Annotated in this window: 12 protein-coding genes; 5 read left to right on the top strand and 7 right to left on the bottom strand. The window is 61.1% G+C overall.

All coding sequences use genetic code 11. From position 1 onward, the window contains the following. Window positions 1-13: 13 nt before the first annotated feature. Window positions 14-2,059 (bottom strand): hydantoinase/oxoprolinase family protein, encoded by a 2,046-nt coding sequence (locus tag ACYQ47_RS09765; RefSeq protein WP_244830751.1) that lies wholly within the window; start codon window positions 2,057-2,059, stop codon window positions 14-16. A gap of 192 nt (window positions 2,060-2,251) precedes the next feature. On the opposite strand from ACYQ47_RS09765, the gene ACYQ47_RS09760 reads away from it, so the two are divergent. Next, window positions 2,252-3,190 carry a LysR family transcriptional regulator gene (locus ACYQ47_RS09760; protein WP_459905245.1) on the top strand — a complete coding sequence of 313 codons (939 nt, stop codon included), beginning with the start codon at window positions 2,252-2,254 and terminating at the stop codon, window positions 3,188-3,190. A 100-nt stretch (window positions 3,191-3,290) separates the two neighbouring features. Here the strand turns inward: ACYQ47_RS09760 and ACYQ47_RS09755 are convergent, their stop codons facing one another. Both ACYQ47_RS09755 and ACYQ47_RS09750 read right to left on the bottom strand, forming a co-directional pair. Then, window positions 3,291-3,992 carry a dienelactone hydrolase family protein gene (locus ACYQ47_RS09755; protein WP_459905243.1) on the bottom strand — a complete coding sequence of 234 codons (702 nt, stop codon included), beginning with the start codon at window positions 3,990-3,992 and terminating at the stop codon, window positions 3,291-3,293. An 84-nt stretch (window positions 3,993-4,076) separates the two neighbouring features. Beyond that, window positions 4,077-5,567: a mechanosensitive ion channel domain-containing protein gene (locus tag ACYQ47_RS09750; protein ID WP_250469393.1), complete on the bottom strand. Its 1,491-nt coding sequence runs from the start codon at window positions 5,565-5,567 to the stop codon at window positions 4,077-4,079. Window positions 5,568-5,698: 131 nt separating this feature from the next. Between ACYQ47_RS09750 and ACYQ47_RS09745 the strand changes: the two genes are divergently transcribed. Together ACYQ47_RS09745 and ACYQ47_RS09740 are read left to right on the top strand one after the other, a co-directional pair. Beyond that, window positions 5,699-7,138 carry a TldD/PmbA family protein gene (locus tag ACYQ47_RS09745; RefSeq protein ID WP_459905241.1) on the top strand — a complete coding sequence of 480 codons (1,440 nt, stop codon included), beginning with the start codon at window positions 5,699-5,701 and terminating at the stop codon, window positions 7,136-7,138. After that, the gene (locus tag ACYQ47_RS09740) at window positions 7,135-8,475 is read left to right on the top strand and encodes a TldD/PmbA family protein (RefSeq protein WP_310391988.1); all 1,341 of its coding nucleotides are present in this window, start codon (window positions 7,135-7,137) and stop codon (window positions 8,473-8,475) included. The genes ACYQ47_RS09745 and ACYQ47_RS09740 overlap by 4 nt, the downstream gene beginning before the upstream one ends. Window positions 8,476-8,489: 14 nt before the next feature. Here the strand turns inward: ACYQ47_RS09740 and ACYQ47_RS09735 are convergent, their stop codons facing one another. Then, complete coding sequence (locus ACYQ47_RS09735) at window positions 8,490-9,617, bottom strand: YbdK family carboxylate-amine ligase (protein WP_459905238.1); 1,128 nt, start codon at window positions 9,615-9,617, stop codon at window positions 8,490-8,492. 216 nt (window positions 9,618-9,833) lie between these two features. On the opposite strand from ACYQ47_RS09735, the gene ACYQ47_RS09730 reads away from it, so the two are divergent. Next, a complete protein-coding gene (locus ACYQ47_RS09730; protein ID WP_244830998.1) occupies window positions 9,834-10,208 on the top strand; it encodes a DUF4148 domain-containing protein in 375 nt (124 codons plus the stop codon). A gap of 271 nt (window positions 10,209-10,479) precedes the next feature. Here ACYQ47_RS09730 and ACYQ47_RS09725 read toward each other — a convergent pair whose 3' ends face one another. The 3 genes from ACYQ47_RS09725 to rtcA form a co-directional block, all read right to left on the bottom strand. Beyond that, window positions 10,480-11,130, bottom strand: a complete 651-nt coding sequence (locus tag ACYQ47_RS09725; RefSeq protein WP_459905236.1) for a hypothetical protein — start codon at window positions 11,128-11,130, stop codon at window positions 10,480-10,482. Window positions 11,131-11,353: 223 nt separating this feature from the next. Continuing rightward, the gene (locus ACYQ47_RS09720) at window positions 11,354-13,123 is read right to left on the bottom strand and encodes a bifunctional alpha/beta hydrolase/class I SAM-dependent methyltransferase (RefSeq protein WP_459905234.1); all 1,770 of its coding nucleotides are present in this window, start codon (window positions 13,121-13,123) and stop codon (window positions 11,354-11,356) included. 265 nt (window positions 13,124-13,388) lie between these two features. Beyond that, the gene (gene rtcA, locus ACYQ47_RS09715) at window positions 13,389-14,414 is read right to left on the bottom strand and encodes an RNA 3'-terminal phosphate cyclase (RefSeq protein WP_459905232.1); all 1,026 of its coding nucleotides are present in this window, start codon (window positions 14,412-14,414) and stop codon (window positions 13,389-13,391) included. A 254-nt stretch (window positions 14,415-14,668) separates the two neighbouring features. On the opposite strand from rtcA, the gene ACYQ47_RS09710 reads away from it, so the two are divergent. Further along, window positions 14,669-16,648, top strand: a complete 1,980-nt coding sequence (locus ACYQ47_RS09710; RefSeq protein ID WP_459905230.1) for an MFS transporter — start codon at window positions 14,669-14,671, stop codon at window positions 16,646-16,648.

The following is a 16,648-nucleotide window of genomic DNA, read 5'->3' as shown; positions in this document are numbered from 1 at the left end:
GATGTCCGTTTATTCAGGCTGCCAGTTCGATGACGAGATTCAGATCGGGATCGACGCGCGCGACGTGCGACGCCTTGAGCACGGCGCAACTGCTGTGCTCTTCGATGACGGCGGGCCCTTCGATCGTCGCGCCTATGGGAATCTCCATGCGCGCGAACACGGGAAGCGTGCGCACGCCGCCGTCGAAATAGACCTCGCGCGTGCGCACCGGCTTCGGCATCGCGCCGCCCTTGCTGCTTGCGACGCCGCCGCGCCAGCCCGTCGTCGTGACGAGTTGCAGACGCACGTTGGCGACCACGACCGGCTTGTCCTTGCTGATGAAATTCCATTGCCGCTGATGCGCCGTTTCGAAGGTTTGCGCAAGCGCGGCGCGAATGCCTTGTGCATCGCCCTGCACTTCGACCGTGATGACATCGGGCTGACCGGCATAGCGGCAATCCGCGAGACGCACCACTTTCACGCCGTCTGCATCGACACCATGACGTTGCAGCTCTTGCATGCCTTCGGCGGTGAGTTCGTCGAGCGCATGCTGCAAGGTGGCGTCGTCGATCATCGCGAGATCGCTTTCCAGCGGGCGCTGATAGTCGTATTGCTGGTCCGCGACCGTCATGCCGAAGGCGCTGAAAAGCCCCGGCAGCGGCGGAATCACGACTCTTCGAATGCCCATCTCGTGCGCCAGATCGACCGCGTGCACCGGCCCCGCGCCGCCGTAACAGATGTACGAAAATTCGCGCGGATCGTAGCCGCGTTCCACCGTCATGATGCGGATGGCTTGGGCCATCAGTGCATTGGCCACCGAGCGCACGACTTGCGCAGCTTCCGGCACCGAGACGCCAAGCGGCTTGGCGATGACCTCTTCGACCACGCGCCACGCCGCCTGTGCGTCCAGTTTGAATTCGCCACCGAGGAAGCTGTCGGGATCGATATAGCCGAGCACGAGGTTGCAGTCGGTCACGGTCGGACGCGTGCCGCCGCGCCCATAGCACGCAGGGCCCGGATCGGCGCCCGCGCTTTCGGGACCGATCCGCACGCCGCCGCCCGCATCGATCCAGACGATAGAGCCGCCGCCCGCGCCCACCGAGTCGATATCGATGCTGGGCGAGCGCACGGTATAGGTATGCAGCAGGCTTTTGTTGCGCAGCTCCGGCCGAAACTCGCGGATCAGCGATACGTCGAACGTGGTGCCGCCCATGTCGCCGAGAATCGCGTTCTTGAGATCGCTTTTCTCGCAGTTGCGGATGGCCGCGGAAACGCCGCCCGCGGGACCGGATTCGAGCAGCACGATCGGCTTGTCGGCGACCATCGCGGGGCTTGCCAGACCGCCGTTCGACTGCATGAAGAGGAACTTGCCCGCGAAGCCGTGTTGCGCGAGCGTGTTGATGAGCCTGCCGATATACCGGCCGCAGACCGGACCGAGCATTGCGTTGATGACGGTCGAGCTCGTGCGCTCGTATTCCATCGCTTCGGGATTGACCTCGTGCGATGCGCAAATGAAGCGGTCGGGCAGCAAGCGGCGCAACGTATCGACGGCTTCGCGCTCGTGCTGCGGATTCACATGCGCATGCAGGAAGCACACGGCGACGGCTTCGATATCCGACTCGCGAATCTGTGCGGCAAGGGCTTCGAGTCCGGCGTGATCGAGCGGCATTTCCATGCTGCCGTCGTAACGCAGACGCTCCCCGACTTCGAGCCGCCAGCGCCGCTCGACGAGCGGACGCGGATTGTCGAACAGCAGATCGTACAGATCGGCGCGGTCGTGACGCGACACGCGCCGCAGTTCGAGGATGTCGCGAAAGCCGCGCGTCGTGACGAGTGCGGTTTTAGCGCCCGTGCCTTCCACGACCATGTTGGTCGCCATCGTCGTGCCGTGGCCGAGAAAGGCGACGTCTTCGCTTTGCGTGCCTGAAAGCTCCAGAATCTTGAGAAAGCCTTCGATCGTTCCGACGACGCGATCCTTCGGCGTCGTCGGCACCTTGGTCGACCAGATTTGCCCCGTTTGGTCATCCACCATCACGACATCGGTGAAGGTGCCGCCGACGTCGATACCGATTCTTTTCAATTTGCTTCTCTCCATAGGGATGCATGATTCATCACGCCGCCCGCTCGTTCGCTTGCTCGTTCGTCGATCAATGCGGCTATGATCGAGCCGCGTGGCCGAGCATGGGCGGCGACGTCTGAGCCAGTGTAGGGAGAGAACGCCCTGGCCAGATAATGAAACCTTCGGATCAGGTGACAGGCTGGAGTTATATCGGTGATAACCAGTATCGATGCGATTTTGCGTAGATTGCGCGGCAATCACATTGCGTTGTTGATCGCGCTGGACGACCACGGCTCGCTGCGCAAGGCGGCGCATCAGGTCTCGCTTTCGCAGCCCGCCACGACCAAGTCGCTGCGCGAGATCGAGTCTTTGTTCGGCGCGGAGCTTTTCGCGCGCTCGCCGCGCGGCATCGTGCCAAACGAACTCGGCCGCTGTGTGATTCGCCATGCGCGCGCGGTCCGTTCGGAGATCGGCGCATTGCGCGATGAACTCGCGGCCCTCTTGCGCGGCGGCGGCGGCACGCTCGCGGTCGGCGCGGTCATGGGCTCGGTCCCCGTATGGCTCACGCCCGTGCTTCGAGAGTTGCGCGGCATTCAGCCGGATATTTCCGTCGAAGTCTGGGAGGACAACAGTGCGCGGCTCTTGTCGATGCTCGATCAGCGGCTGCTCGATCTCGTGATCGGTCGGCCGAGCATCAGCGTTCATCCCGAGGCTTACGACTTCATTCCGCTCGAAGTGGAGGAAGTGTGTTTCGTCGTCGATGGCGCGGACCCGCTGGCCACGGACGCGAACGTGACGCTCGCGGGCATCGGCGAGAATCCGTGGATCGTCCCTCAGGCCACCCTGCCAATGCGCTCGCTTCTCGAACAGCTATTCGACGATGCGCAAGTGCCCTTCCCGCGCTATGCGATCGAGACGTCATCGACGTTCGCGACCTTGTCGCTCTTGCGCTCCGGCGCGGGGACGGTGGGATTGATGCCGCTCAAGGTGGCGAGATACTTCGAGGAGCATGGACTGGTGGCGGTGCTGCCCATACGAATCGACAGGACAGGCGCGCCTTATGGAATTGCCACGCGGCGTGGGGCGACGCTTACGCAGCCGGTGCAGCGGTTCATCGAGTTGTGTGTCGCGAAGCGGGACGCAATGACGTAAGTGGGAAGTCGAAGCCGTGCGGTGGGTGCGTGGGCCTGGCGATGAATGGCGAACATTTCCACCGATGCCAAAGACCTCCACCAACACGCAGCCCGACAACTCAAGTCCCCGCCAGCTCGCGCCGAAACAACTCATAGGTCCGTTCATTCGCAAGCTCTGCCGCGGCCGCATCGTAATGCAAACCTGTGTGCCGCGCGAACGCATGACTGCATCCGGGATACGCGTACACCGTCACATTCGTCCTGTCTTTCATCGCCGCCTTGATTGCGGCCTGTGCATCCGTCGATATGAATTCGTCTTCGGTACCGAGATGCATGATAATCGGCGCTCGTATGCTGTCTGCTTCGCCCAAGTACTGATCAGTCTGACCGCCGTAATAAGCCGCGGCGGCATCGACACCCTCGCGTGCGGTCGTCAGGAAAGTCATCAGACCGCCGAGGCAAAAGCCCATTAACCCGCACTTGCCGTTCGACTCGGGCAAGGCACGTCCCATGGCAACCGTGGCGCCGACATCTCGAACACCCAGATCGATGTCGAATGCCTGATAGAGCGCAAAGCCCTTTTTCCATTCCTCCTCGGACCAGCTATTCAATTCGACGCCCGGTTCGAGCCGCCAGAAGAGATCGGGACACAGCGCGATGAATCCTTGCCTCGCCAACTCCTGACATGTTTCCCGCATGTCCGCGTTGATGCCGAAAATTTCAGGCAGCACCACGACGGCGGGCGCCGGCGTGTTGGCGGGAAGTTCGACATAAACGGCGAAGGTGCCATCGTCGGTATGCAGTTGCCTATATTCGCCCATGAGATACCTCTCCAAGAGATTTCAAAAGATGCCAACGGATGGCCTCGTTCAACGCGACTACGTGTCTTCGCTCAAACGCCTCTTCTAAGCGGACTTGTCGGTCTGCTTGACCTGAGAAGCTTCTTGCAACGCGTGCCGAAACCAGACCTTGTCCAACAACCACTGAAACAGCGATGTGCCTTTTTCTTCTTCCACCGGCATGGGATTCGTCAACTGGCCGAGCTTGTCCTGACGATAAGCGAGGAGCTGACACAACTGCTTCGCGACGTCCCGATGATCTTTCAGGAACGACGTCATATCGTCCTTACCGAGTTGATATAGCACTACGGGTGTGAGCGTCGAGATGGATACGTGCATCGGCAAACCGGCAAGCAGCCCGGCCTCCCCGAAGGCCTCTCCGGGACCGACGCGGGCAACTTCGCGATCTCCTGTCGCTTCGTGATAAGTGACCGACAGCACACCCGAATGAACGATAGAGAGACTGTCGGGCACCGTGTCAGGCGCGAGTATCTGCTGCCTTGCCTGATACTCGTGCCGCAAGAGCCGCTTGGCAAGCCGCTCTATTTCATCGCTCGTCAGACTGTCGAACAGGCTCACGCGTCTGAGCAAGGCTTCTCGTGCATCGTGCGCGGTCACGGCGGGCGCGGGAATGCCGAGCGCGCGCAGCGCCACGGACGAAGCCGCGAGATGCCGGTAACAAAGATCGAACAACTCGTTGGATACGGATGACTTCTTGTTCATGTCATCGACGAACGCCACGACTTCGTATTGCACCGAATTGAGCGTGGCGCGCTTCATCCGCGCATAAGGTGCGGGGCTGTCGAGAATGACATTGCAGCCGGTCAGGGCACGGCCCAAGGCATCGAGCACGGTCTTTGGCCGGGCTTCGGGATCGATCTCGAGAATGAGAGAGATTCCGTGGATGTTCGCCGGCCTGCTGTTATTCGAAATCTTGGCTTTCGATGCAACCGCGTTAGGCACGATAAGCGTATTGCCCTGGCCCGTGAGCAAATGCGTGGCGCGCCAGTTCATTTCGATCACTTTGCCTTCGACGTCATCGATCAAGACCCAGTCGCCAACCGAATAAGGCTCCGTGGTGTTGAGCACGATGCCCGCGAACACGTCGCTCAACGTGCTTTGAATGGCGAGACCGAGCACGATGGCGAGCGCGCCCGACGTCGCAACCAGCCCGCGTACCGGCAATTCGAGCACGAAGCCGAGCGCTGCCACGGCCGCTGCGAGAAAGACCACCGCACCGAACACATCTGAAAATAGCCGCTGCTTGCGCCAGGCGCGCGGCAAAAGCAAGGTGTCGAGCGAAAGCGTGAGCAACCGCGCGCCCGTCAGCCACCAGATGATTTCGAGCACTTGTCCAAGCCAGTGCAATTCGACGACGGCAGCGTAAGGCGCCTGAGTGAACGGATTCAGGTCAGAGGAAAACAGGTCCCAGCTCAACGCGACGAAAAGCGCGAGCCGTATGAACAGCCGCGCGAGGTCTTGCGCGGGCAGACGCGCGCGCCACACGACGACATCCAGCGCGACGATAGCGAAGCCCAGTATGAGTGGGTATTTCACAGGGGCATCCTCGAATGACGACATCGAGAGGATACACATCCGCAAACGCGCGTGCGTTGGTCCGTGCCATGGCATATTAACGCTGCCTGCGCACGCATTTGCGCACCCGACGGTAAAAACACGGAAGCGATATGAACGGTCCATCACTCGACGAGCACGTTCGCGCCCTTTCCAGCGAAGCGGACTTCCACTCGGTGCGCTTCGTCGATGAACGCACGGACGATCACAAGGTTCGCAACGACGTGATCCAGCCACTTCGCACCGCGCGCGATCGCGGCGCAATGCTCACTGCATGGCACGGCGCCGGCGCGGGCTATGCGGCGACCGCCGACTTGTCCCCGGCTGGCTTGCAGGCGGCGCTCGACCTCGCCACGCGCCGCGCCAAGGCAAGCGCACGCGTCTCGCTCGTCGATCACAGGCTCGCCGCGCGTCCATCGCAAAGCGGCGAATACGCGTCGCCCGGCATCGAGGCCACGCTGCCGGCGCGGCGCGAATGGCTTGAACGGCTCGCGGAAGAATGCGCCGCGGCGAGCGTCGACCCGCGTATCGTCGAGCGCACCGCGTCCATGCAGGTCATCGAAAGCGAACAAACCTTGATCACGAGCGACGGCGTTCGCATCGAGCAGCGTTTCCGGTTCGCCATGCCGCAATTGGCGGTCGCGGCGCACGCCCACGGCGATACCCAAGTCCGCACGCTGGGCGGCGATTACGGAACCATCGCGCAAGGCGGCGTCGAAATCCTCGATCGCTTCGCTTTCGATGGCGCCGGCGAGCGGCTGGCCAACGAAGCGCTCGCGCTTCTCGCCGCGCCGAACTGCCCGAGCGGCGTGCGCGACCTGCTCCTCATGCCCGATCAGATGATGCTGCAAATCCATGAGTCGATCGGTCATCCGCTCGAACTCGACCGTATTCTCGGCGACGAACGCAACTTTGCCGGATCGAGCTTCGTGAAGCCCGAGTTCTTCGGCACCTACCAATACGGCTCGCCGCTCTTGAACGTGACGTTCGATCCCGGCGTGGCCGCTGAGGTCGCCACCTACGCATTCGACGACGACGGCGCCGCTGCGAGCAAACACCATCTGATCCGCAACGGCGTGCTCGAACGCGCGCTCGGCGGCACGCTCTCGCAACAACGCGCGGGCATCGGCGGGGTCGCGAATTCGCGGGCATCGAGCTGGAACCGCCCGCCTATCGACCGAATGGCGAACCTCAATATCGAAGCTGGCGAGAGTACGCTCGACGAGATGATCGCGAACATCGAACAGGGCATTCTGATGCGCACGAACACCTCGTGGTCCATCGACGACTATCGCAACAAGTTTCAATTCGGCTGCGAGTTCGGGCAACTGATCGAGAATGGCCGGCTTACGCAAGTGGTTCGCCAACCGGGCTATCGCGGCATTTCGGCGAATTTCTGGCGCAGCCTGGTCGCGGTCGGCAACGAAGGAACGCGCGGCATCTACGGCACGGCAATGTGCGGCAAGGGTGAGCCAATGCAGATCGTGCGCGTGGGCCATGCATCGCCTGCATGCGTGTTCAGCAACGTGGATGTGTTCGGAGGCACGCGATGACAGCCGCCGCGGCAAACTGGGAACTTCGCTTCATGCGGCTCGCGGATGTCGTCGAGCGTCGGCTCGTCACAGGCGAAGTGGCATTGACCACACTTGCCGCCGAGGAATCGGACTTCGTGCGCTTCAATGCAAGCAAGGTCCGTCAGATCGGGCACGTCTCGCAGGGCGCGTTGACGCTGCGGCTCATCAGGAACGAGCGCCAGGCCTATTCCACGCTCACGATAAGCGGCGACGCGCATACCGACGACGAAGCCATCGCCGGGACGCTCGCCGCGCTGCGGGCCGCACTCGAAGACGCCAGCGCCGATCCGCATTTGCTCGTCGATACGGCGACATGGACCCAGGCCACTCGACGACGCGGCACGCTGCCGGAGATCGAATCGCTCTTGAGCGTGGTCGAACGATGCGCGGCACGGCTCGACTTCGTCGGCTTCTATGCCGGTGGATCGATGGCGCGCGGCTTTGCATCGTCGAATGGGAGCCGTGGCTGGCATGAACTCGACAACTTCAACTTCAGCTGGTCGCTTTACGATGCAAGCGGACGCGCAATCAAGACGACCTACGCGGGCGAGCAATGGAGCGACGAAGTCTTCGCAAGAAAAGTCGAAGAGGCCGCGGCGCGCATGCCGGTGTTGGCCCGGCCCGCGCGCACGCTTGCGCCGGGGAATTATCGTGCATGGCTCGCGCCGGCCGCGCTTGCCGAACTCATCGGCACGGCGTCCTTTACGGCGTTTTCGGCACGCAAGCAGGCAACATCGCGTAGCGAGTTTCATCGCCTGAATAGCGGCGAGGCTTCGCTGGACGAACGCGTCACGCTCGCCGAGGACATCGGTCTCGGCATTACACCGGGCTTTAGTGAAGACGGCTACGAGCGCGAGACCGTCCCGCTGATTCGAGAAGGCCGCGGCGCGCAGCAACTCACCAGCGCGCGCACGGCCCGCGAATACGGCTTGCGTCCCAACGGCGCGCCCGCGAATGAGATGCCCATATCGCTTTCGATGCAAGGCGGCGATCTCGCCGACAGCGACGTGCTCGCCGCGCTCGACACCGGTCTTTATGTCGGCAACCTGTGGTACGTGAACTTCTCCGACCGGATGGATTGCCGCATGACCGGCATGACGCGCTTTGCCACGTTCTGGGTCGAGCATGGCGAGATCGTCGCGCCCATCGAAGCCATGCGCTTCGACGACAGCCTTTATCGGCTGCTAGGAAGCGAACTCGACCGGATAGGCGCCACGCCCGAACTGCTGTTGAACGACTCGACGTGGGGCGAACGTTCGACAGGCGGCCTGCAATTGCCAGGAGTGCTGGTGCGCGGTTTCAGGCTAACGCTTTAGTCATTGCCTTGAGTTCATTCGAGCGTCTGCGCGCCACGCCATATCTGACATTGCTGCCGCACGACTTCATGCAAGGAGTCATGCGCGCCATAGACGCGGCGCAACCACGTGGCATCGCTCGTGCCGGTCGTCACCGCACGCCTGATCGATTCGAGGCCTGCTTGGCCGCCGAGAGCCTGAGCGTGGCCGCTGATCGCATTGAGCGTGGCGAGGATGTCGTCTCTGATCGGTTTGCTTTGCCCCGTCTCCGGATTCACGCATGTTGCATCCAGACCAAAGCGGCAAGCCATGAACCGGTTCGTCCGATAAACCTCGTAGTCGCGTTCACTCAGCGTCACGGGTTTATCGATCAGCAGATAGCGCGAAAGCGCCTGAATGTAAGCTGCGATGGCGGCGGCTCGTTCCACGCGTAACGGCGTATCCATGACGCGTACTTCGATCGTTCCGAATCCAGGACTCGGACGAATGTCCCAGTAAAAGTCCTTCAGACTCTTGACGAGACCCGTGTTGGTCATGCGCTCGAAGTACTGTTCGAACTCGCTCCACTTCGTCACGAAGGGCGCCTGGCCCGACAAGGGGAACGGCGCGACCGAATTGAGTCTTGCGCACTGGAACTGCGTGTCGCTGCCCTGCACGAACGGCGAAGAAGCGGCGAGCGCGATGAAGTGCGGGACGTAGCGCGAGAGCGAGTGCAGTAGGACGAGCGCCGAGTCGGCGTCCGGGCAACCGACATGCACGTGCTGACCGAAGATGGTGAACTGCTGATAAAGCGCCCCGTATAAGCCCATGAGATATTCGGAGCGTTCGCGTCCATCGGAACGTTGGTCGTACCAATTCTGGAAGAAGTTGGTGCCGCCACCGCATACGCCGACGTTGAGAAAGTCGGCGGCGCGAACGAGCGTATCGCGAAGCACCTGCAACTCGTTACTGACTTGGTCGAAGTTCCTGCACACGCCGGTGGAGAGTTCGATCATCCCTTCGGTCGTCTCGGGGTCGATGGCCCCCGCGAAGGTTTCCTCTCGAACGCGGTTCAACAACTCCGTGGTCGCCTTCGTCAGGTTGTAGTCATGCGTATTGACGACCTGGACTTCCAGTTCGACGCCAATCGTGAACGGTTCTGATGATGCAAACGGCTGCAACATAGGGTGTCCTGTCATTCGAACGAAAGAACGGCGGCAACGCGATTTTACGCGAGCGCGTCCGATGCAACGGCGTCATCGGCTATTGAGGGTTAACGCGTATTTAACAATAATTACTTGTTCAGTCCGCACTTAATTCCCTAGCACGTGCCGCCTAGACTTCAAGCACTGAAACGCAAACGGGTGTTTGCGCAAAAACGAAGCCTGGAGGTAAGCATCATGAAACTCGTTCAATCGCTCATCGTTGCCGCTGCTCTTGCAATCCCTGCCGTGTCGTCGTTCGCTCAAACGAACCAGCCGGTGACTCGCGCTGAAGTGAAGGCGCAACTGGTTCAGCTCGAAAAAGCCGGCTACAACCCCACCGGCGATCAAACGCAATATCCGGCCAATATTCAAGCCGCGGAAGCTCGTGTGAACGCGCAAGGCAATAACGCAACGGATGTCGGCGGCGCCGCGGATGGCACATCGGCTTCGGGCGCACACCATACGCTGCGCAATTTCGACCATGCAGTGGCTCGCGTGGGACACAAGATCAGCGCTTCCGTCCGTCCGGATGCCAACGACGGCATGAAGCCTGTATTCTTCGGCTCCTGATCTGTTCAGTTGTTTTCGTTCAAGGTCTGGCGCGCAATCGTCTTGTGCGCCTCGTCTCCACGATCCTCCTCCGGTGGCCTTCAATCACTGGATTGCCCAGCGCTTAGTAGCTGGGCCCTTTTGTGCGCTAAGCGAAATAGCTTGATTTCGTTTGTCTGGCGCGTGGGCTTTATTGCCAAGCGCGTGCTTTCTTAGCGTGTCACGGCAAGACGCGCTCGTACAGGTCGCAAGATATTCCCTAAAGAAATTCGATCAAGCGCCAAGCCGTGTCTTAGCCTTGAAGATTGTCCTCGCAGTCTGCCCAGTACCGTAAAGGATCGCGATGGAATGGATAATTCGAGTTGAGCCACGTCGACAGCCGTGTCCAATCGGGATGGTTAGTGCCACTTTGCGCGGACCAGGTCGACGATCTTTCGAGAATTTGACCGTTCGATCGATCGCGGACGAGCAAACTGCCCAGCCCATTTGAACCGTTGGTCTGCGATTCAAGGGAATATCGCGGCAAGATTCGCAACTCGGCATCCTTGGCCCAACCAAACACGGCGCGCACCACGCCCGCCGGATCTCGCACTTCGATAGGACCGCTCTCCGGGCGAAGCGCCGACCATCCTTCAGGAAATTCCGTCACGATTTCGTGACCGCTTTCCCTCACCCATCTCAGGCGCCATGCTCGTGCCATCGCATCGCGCATGCGTGCGACCGATTCATAGCCAGCGGGCAGCTCGACCGCCATCGGCAGCGTGATCAGGTTGTCTTTCCAGAGCTTGGCTTCTTCGTCGATGCGCTCGACAGGCTCGAACGCGCCAGCTTCGAATGGATTCTCGGGCCGGCCGGATTTACGCTCGCTCGTGCTGGATTTCGGCAGACCTTCGAAGAGACGCTCGGCGTCGTCGCGGGTGAGCTTGGGTTTTCCTTTCTTCATTTGTCTCTCTGCGGCAAGGGGTCTTGTCTAGCGACGGTGCTTCATTCGCGCGCGGTTAAAGTCGCTCTTGGCGTCATTGTGCACTGTTCGCTTGCACTAGCCCGTGAAGGTGGCTTAGGCGACGACTTTACACGACGCTCAAAGTCCGCTAAACGCCACCGCGATGCCAACAGTCACTCCACGCCAGCACAAAGCAGCGCAGCGATAGCGGCCGCCGCATCGCTCATTGCCTCGCTTCCCGCTGCGCAAGACTCACCGTAAAAATACCCATTTCATCGATACGCTGTTCCAGCTTGCGGAAACCTGCGCGCCTGACGAGTTCATCCATCTCGGCCTGCGAGCGACGCCGCATGACCCGGCTTGCCTCACCGCGATGAGTATTCGACGAACGCGCGATAAATTCGCGTCGCGGATGCCACGGCTGTGCCGTATAGACGAGATAACTGCCCGGCAGCACTGCTTGCGCAAGCGCATGCAGCGAGCGTTCGATCATCGCGTTGTCGCCGTAAAGCTCGTATAAACCCGCCGCGATGGCAAGCGTCGGACGGGGTTCGAGCGTGGTGAACGACGCTTCATCGAAGGCATCGGCTTGCTCGAAGTGGGCGATCGACTCGAGTCCCCGCCGTGCGATCGAAGCACGTCCCGCTTCGACATTGATCGCACTCACATCGCGCAGCACGATGCGATCGACGGTCACGTTGGCGTCGTCGGTTGAATTTGCTATCGCGTCGAGCACGTGGCGTCCATGCCCGGCCGCGACATCGACGAGACGCACGGGTGAGCCCTCACGAACCAGCCGCGCGATAGCCAGACCCAGGAGCGCTTCGATATGCGTCTTGCGCTGCCGCATACCCTTGCACCCTGGCGCATTCAAGTAAAAGCGATCGATGAGACGTCCGATGCCACCGCATCCACGTGCCTCGTTGCGGTAGACATAGTCGAGCGTCGCGTCCGAATCGAACCCAAGCGAAAGACCAAGCGCGATGCCTTCCGAAAGCGCCCCGCCCGCCCTCAGCGCCAGCCGGTTCATCCACCAATAAAAACGTTCGAACGGCTTGGTTGGAGGCTTCAGCATCGCCTCGTACTCGTCGCGGAATGGTCCGCGCTTGTTCGCGTGAACGAGTGATACACGCGGGCTGCGCGCATTGAATTCACGCAAGATAAATGCGCGCAATGGTTCCAGCGCCTTGGCGCGATCCCGCTCGCCTAGCGTATCGTGACGAAAACGCGGCAGCACGACGCGCTCTTTGCGAGCCGAACGCAGCCGATCATAAAAAAGGTCCTGCGGCGCACGCTGCACGACCCGGTCCGCACCTGAAATCAACACTTGCGTAGGCACGGTGATGGCAGCGGCATCGTCGACGATACGCTTCGACGTATCGTGCAGATCCAGCAACATGTTGACGGCGATCGGCCGCGTAACGAGCGGATCGGCCGCATAGCTCGCGATGCGTTCTATATCTTGCGTGAGCAGCTCGGGCCTCACTAGACTTTTCACATGGAACGAGCCGCGCAGCTTGTGCGCGAGCCGTAACCCAGCCCGCGCAAACGGTATATACCGTTTCATGCGAAATGCGGGCGATGCCAGCGCGAGACAGCGGACAGGCGGCGCGTAATCATGAACCCACGTCGCTGCAAGCACCGCACCGACGCTTTGCCCGATAACAGCGATGTCTTCCACGGCAATGCCGTGCGCATCACGGATATGATCGATGAAGCACTGCAGGTCACGCACCGACGCAGCCACGCTCGGGCTATATCCACGTGGCCCCGGCGACTTGCCATGTCCGCGCGCGTCCCATGCGAAGAAGGAGAAGTCACGCAACTTCAGCTCATCGACGAGATGCGCGACGCGTGCCGAATGTTCGTGTCCGCAATGCAGCAAGACGATTGCGCCACGACGACGCGATTTCGCCGCCGGCCAATGACGGTAGAAAAGCTTCTCACTGTCGTGCGTGATGAATTCGGACTCGTTGATTGTACGTTTGGTCATAGTGCTCTTTAACTTCGTGTTTGATTTGCTCGCAGATGCAAGGTCAATGCACCTGCTTCACTCCGGCGCTACCGCGCATGAATACGTTTGATACGCGCCTGAAGTATTCTTTCGCCGATGTTTGCCCGTAAGAAGTCTGTCGATAACGACGAGTGCCATGCGAATGAATAGTCATGGCGGTATCGACGTAAAGAATGCCGCTCTCGCGCGAACAAGTGCGCCGCATTGTTGCTCGGGCATGTGAAGCGTTCACATGCCCCGGTGATCAGCGACGCATGACTTCGACGACCGATGCGGTCGCATCGTCGGCTTCATGGAACTCGAAGCGCACCGGCAGAAAGCGCTCGATGACTTCCGCATTCGTCCTTGCGTGCATCGATATTTTCTCGACCGTGAAGCGGCCGCCGCCCGCGAGCGCGAGTGGCAACAGGAGCTGATCGCCGAGATGCTCGCCAATGGCCGCAGCGGATGCCAAATAGCGATCCGCCATTCGAACCACGGTCTGCGCAACCTTATCCGCCGATACCGCGCGTTCGCCAAACGCCGTAAATACCTCGGTGACGTGCGCATGTTCGAGCGTGACGAGCAACGCGTTTCCCGGCCCCGGTTCGGCTTCCAGACCACGCACGAGCAGCTGCGAGTCGTCCCATCCCATGCCGGGACGAACCACGTCGAGTTCATGTTGCGCAACGCCGGCGGGCGCCGCCGCGATGAAGCTCTCCGCATACGCGGTATCGAGCGCGCCACGCGCAATCCACTCGCACGGACGCAAGCCCTCGCACGGCTGCACCGTGGCGACAATCTCTCCACCGCCGTCCGGATAAAAGCCGAAGCGCTTGAGCTCGATGTCGATGACCGCGCCCATGTCGCCCATCGCGCGACGCCATGCACGTTGCAGAAAATGCGCGGGCGGCGCCATCGGATTGTGTGTGCCGCCGCGTATACGCACGGTAGATGCTTTATCGGCGAATAAAAGCGCCGGCAGAATCGTTTGCAAGACGAGCGTGCAGCTTTCCGCCGTACCGATATCGAAGCTGTACTCGCCGCTCTTGATCGGCCCCGGCGTGAACATCAGCATCCGCGATCCGACGTCTGCTCCGGAACATTGCGCACCGGATATTGCTTGCGCTGCCGCCACCGCTAAGAGATGTCGATGCAACAGCCCTGGCTCACTTCGCCTTGCGCGGATATTCCCGATCCTGAAAGGCTGCCCCGTGAAAAGCGAAAGCGTGAGCGCCGTGCGTAAAACCTGGCCGCCACCTTCGCCGGCCGATCCATCCAGTTCAATCATTTGCTTGTTACTTGGTATTTAGAATTCGTTCCGAAACCCCGGCGGCACGCATTCTCCGCTGTCGGAGCGTGATCCTGCAACCCTCCGTGCGCACGACAACCTTTGGTCTTGCGTGCAACATACAGCACGCCGGTACACAAAATGCAAAACACTAAGCCATGCGCACAAAAATAGACTAATCTCCATCTGGCGCAACAGCCCGTACCGCATCGTCCAGCCAGCAAGCGCCCGCGCCCCGACGCCAGGAGACGCCCATGAACGACGCCTCACGCCCCGCCGCCTCCGACTCGGGCAACCTCGAGCAAGCCACCAACGTCCCCATGGAGCCGCGCGTTCAGAAGATCGTCGTGGCGATACACGGCATCGGCAATCAACTGCACAGCGATACCGTGCGTTCGGTCGCGAGCCAGTTCGGCGCACGCTACGATCCGCCATTGCCCGTCATGCCGTTGGGATACTTCGATATCGCGGGTGTCGGCGAAGTGGATGTACGCCAGCTCGATCTGCCGCAAGGCGGTCCTTATACCGCCGAGCAGCGCGAGTTCTATTCCGCGCTTGGCTTCGCGGAAGTGTATTGGGCCGACATCCCGCGCGAAGTGGTCAAACAGGACGACACGCTCGAAGAAAGCAAGGCCTGGGGGTTGTCCATCGTGAGCCGCGCGCAGGCGGCATACATGCTGACCGTCGCGGATCGCAAGCTGGAGCCAGCCGATTTCTCGCTCGCCGCGGGTGTGGTGGAAGAAGTGGTCGAAACCGTCGCCATCATGCAAAGCCTGCTTGCCGTGACCGAGAAGGCCGGCATCTTCAAGTTCGATCTGGCGCCCGTGCTGCGCGACTATGTGGGCGACGTGCAGCTTGTCGCGGATTTCAAGCAGCATCGCGACACCATCGTGTTCCGGTTTCATCGCGTGATGGAGCGTCTCGTCGCGCTCGTCACCGAGCGCTGTCAGTGTCCGCCCGAGGTGTATATCGTCGCGCACAGCGAAGGTACGGTGATCAGTTTTCTGGGCATTCTGCAGGCGCTTTCCGCTCCGACGGCAGCGGACCCCAAAGACCACAAGCAAGTCATCGATACGAGCTGGGTGCAGAGTCTGCGCGGCTTCATGACGATCGGTTCACCCATCGACAAACACATCCTCTTGTGGCCAAGACTCTGGGACGGCATGCAACTTCGAAGCGAAGTGCAAGGAGAGTGCATCACGCAAGTCGATCGTCCGGGCGGGCCGTTGACACTGCCCTCGCGTATCCGCTGGCGCAACTACTATGACTTCGGCGATCCGGTCGGCTTCGCGCTCGATACCGCCCGCGACTTTCTGCAACAGCGCGGCTGCGAGGCTTTCGAGTTCGATGCAGACAAGCACGACATCGGCTTCTCGCGCTATTGGCTGCCGGGCAAGGCGCATACGGATTACTGGACGGACTCGAATGTCTTCGGCCATTTCATCGAAGACGTGGTGCTGCGCAAGAACACCGCGAAGGCGCCGGGCAATCTGCCGTTACGCGGCATGGTCGGCACGGCGATTCCTTATCTGCTCAGCTTCGCGCTTCATCTCATGGCCGTGTTCTTCATCTACAAGGCAGTCACGGCCACCTCAGGTGCGGGCGGCGCAAGCACGGCGCCAGCGTTTATATACCTGACGCGCTCGGTGTTCGCGCTCGCGTGTCTTCTGATGGGCACGACAGTGGCCGCACGCATACCGCGGCTCGTCAAGGCGAGCGGCGCCACGCATCCGGTTGCACGGCTACGTTGGCGTCTCGTCGCGCTAGCTGCATTCGTCGCGGGTGTCGCCATCTTCTGGCTCGTGATCCTGAATGGCGTTGCCGAGTTCCTCGCGAGTCCAGTCACGCATGATGGCGATGCGCCCAGCGCGCTCACCGGGAAAATCATGTTCACCCTGGCCGCGCTGATCGTCGCGCTGACGGGATGGTTCGCGCCGCGCAAACCGCGATGGGGACGCCGCGTGCTCGTCGCGGCGGGCACGTTGATGACAATCCTCATCGTCGGCGTGCGACTCTGGGGCGACCTCGCAAACAAGCCGTTATGGCCCGTGGTGATCGGTGCGCTGCTGTTTCTCTATGCGTGGTGGCTGGCCATTCTGATATTCGATCTCGCCTTCGTATGGCATCGCTATGTACGCAACTCAGTCGCGCTCGATACGCTGCGCGCATGGCGTGAAACCGGTAAGGACCCGCTGCCCAAACCGATCATGTCGATGCGGGGCAAGCAAAACTGA

The sequence above is a fragment of the Caballeronia sp. HLA56 genome (genome assembly GCF_054655155.1).
Note: the sequence above shows the minus strand (reverse complement) of the source record. Positions and strands in the feature narration are given on the sequence as shown.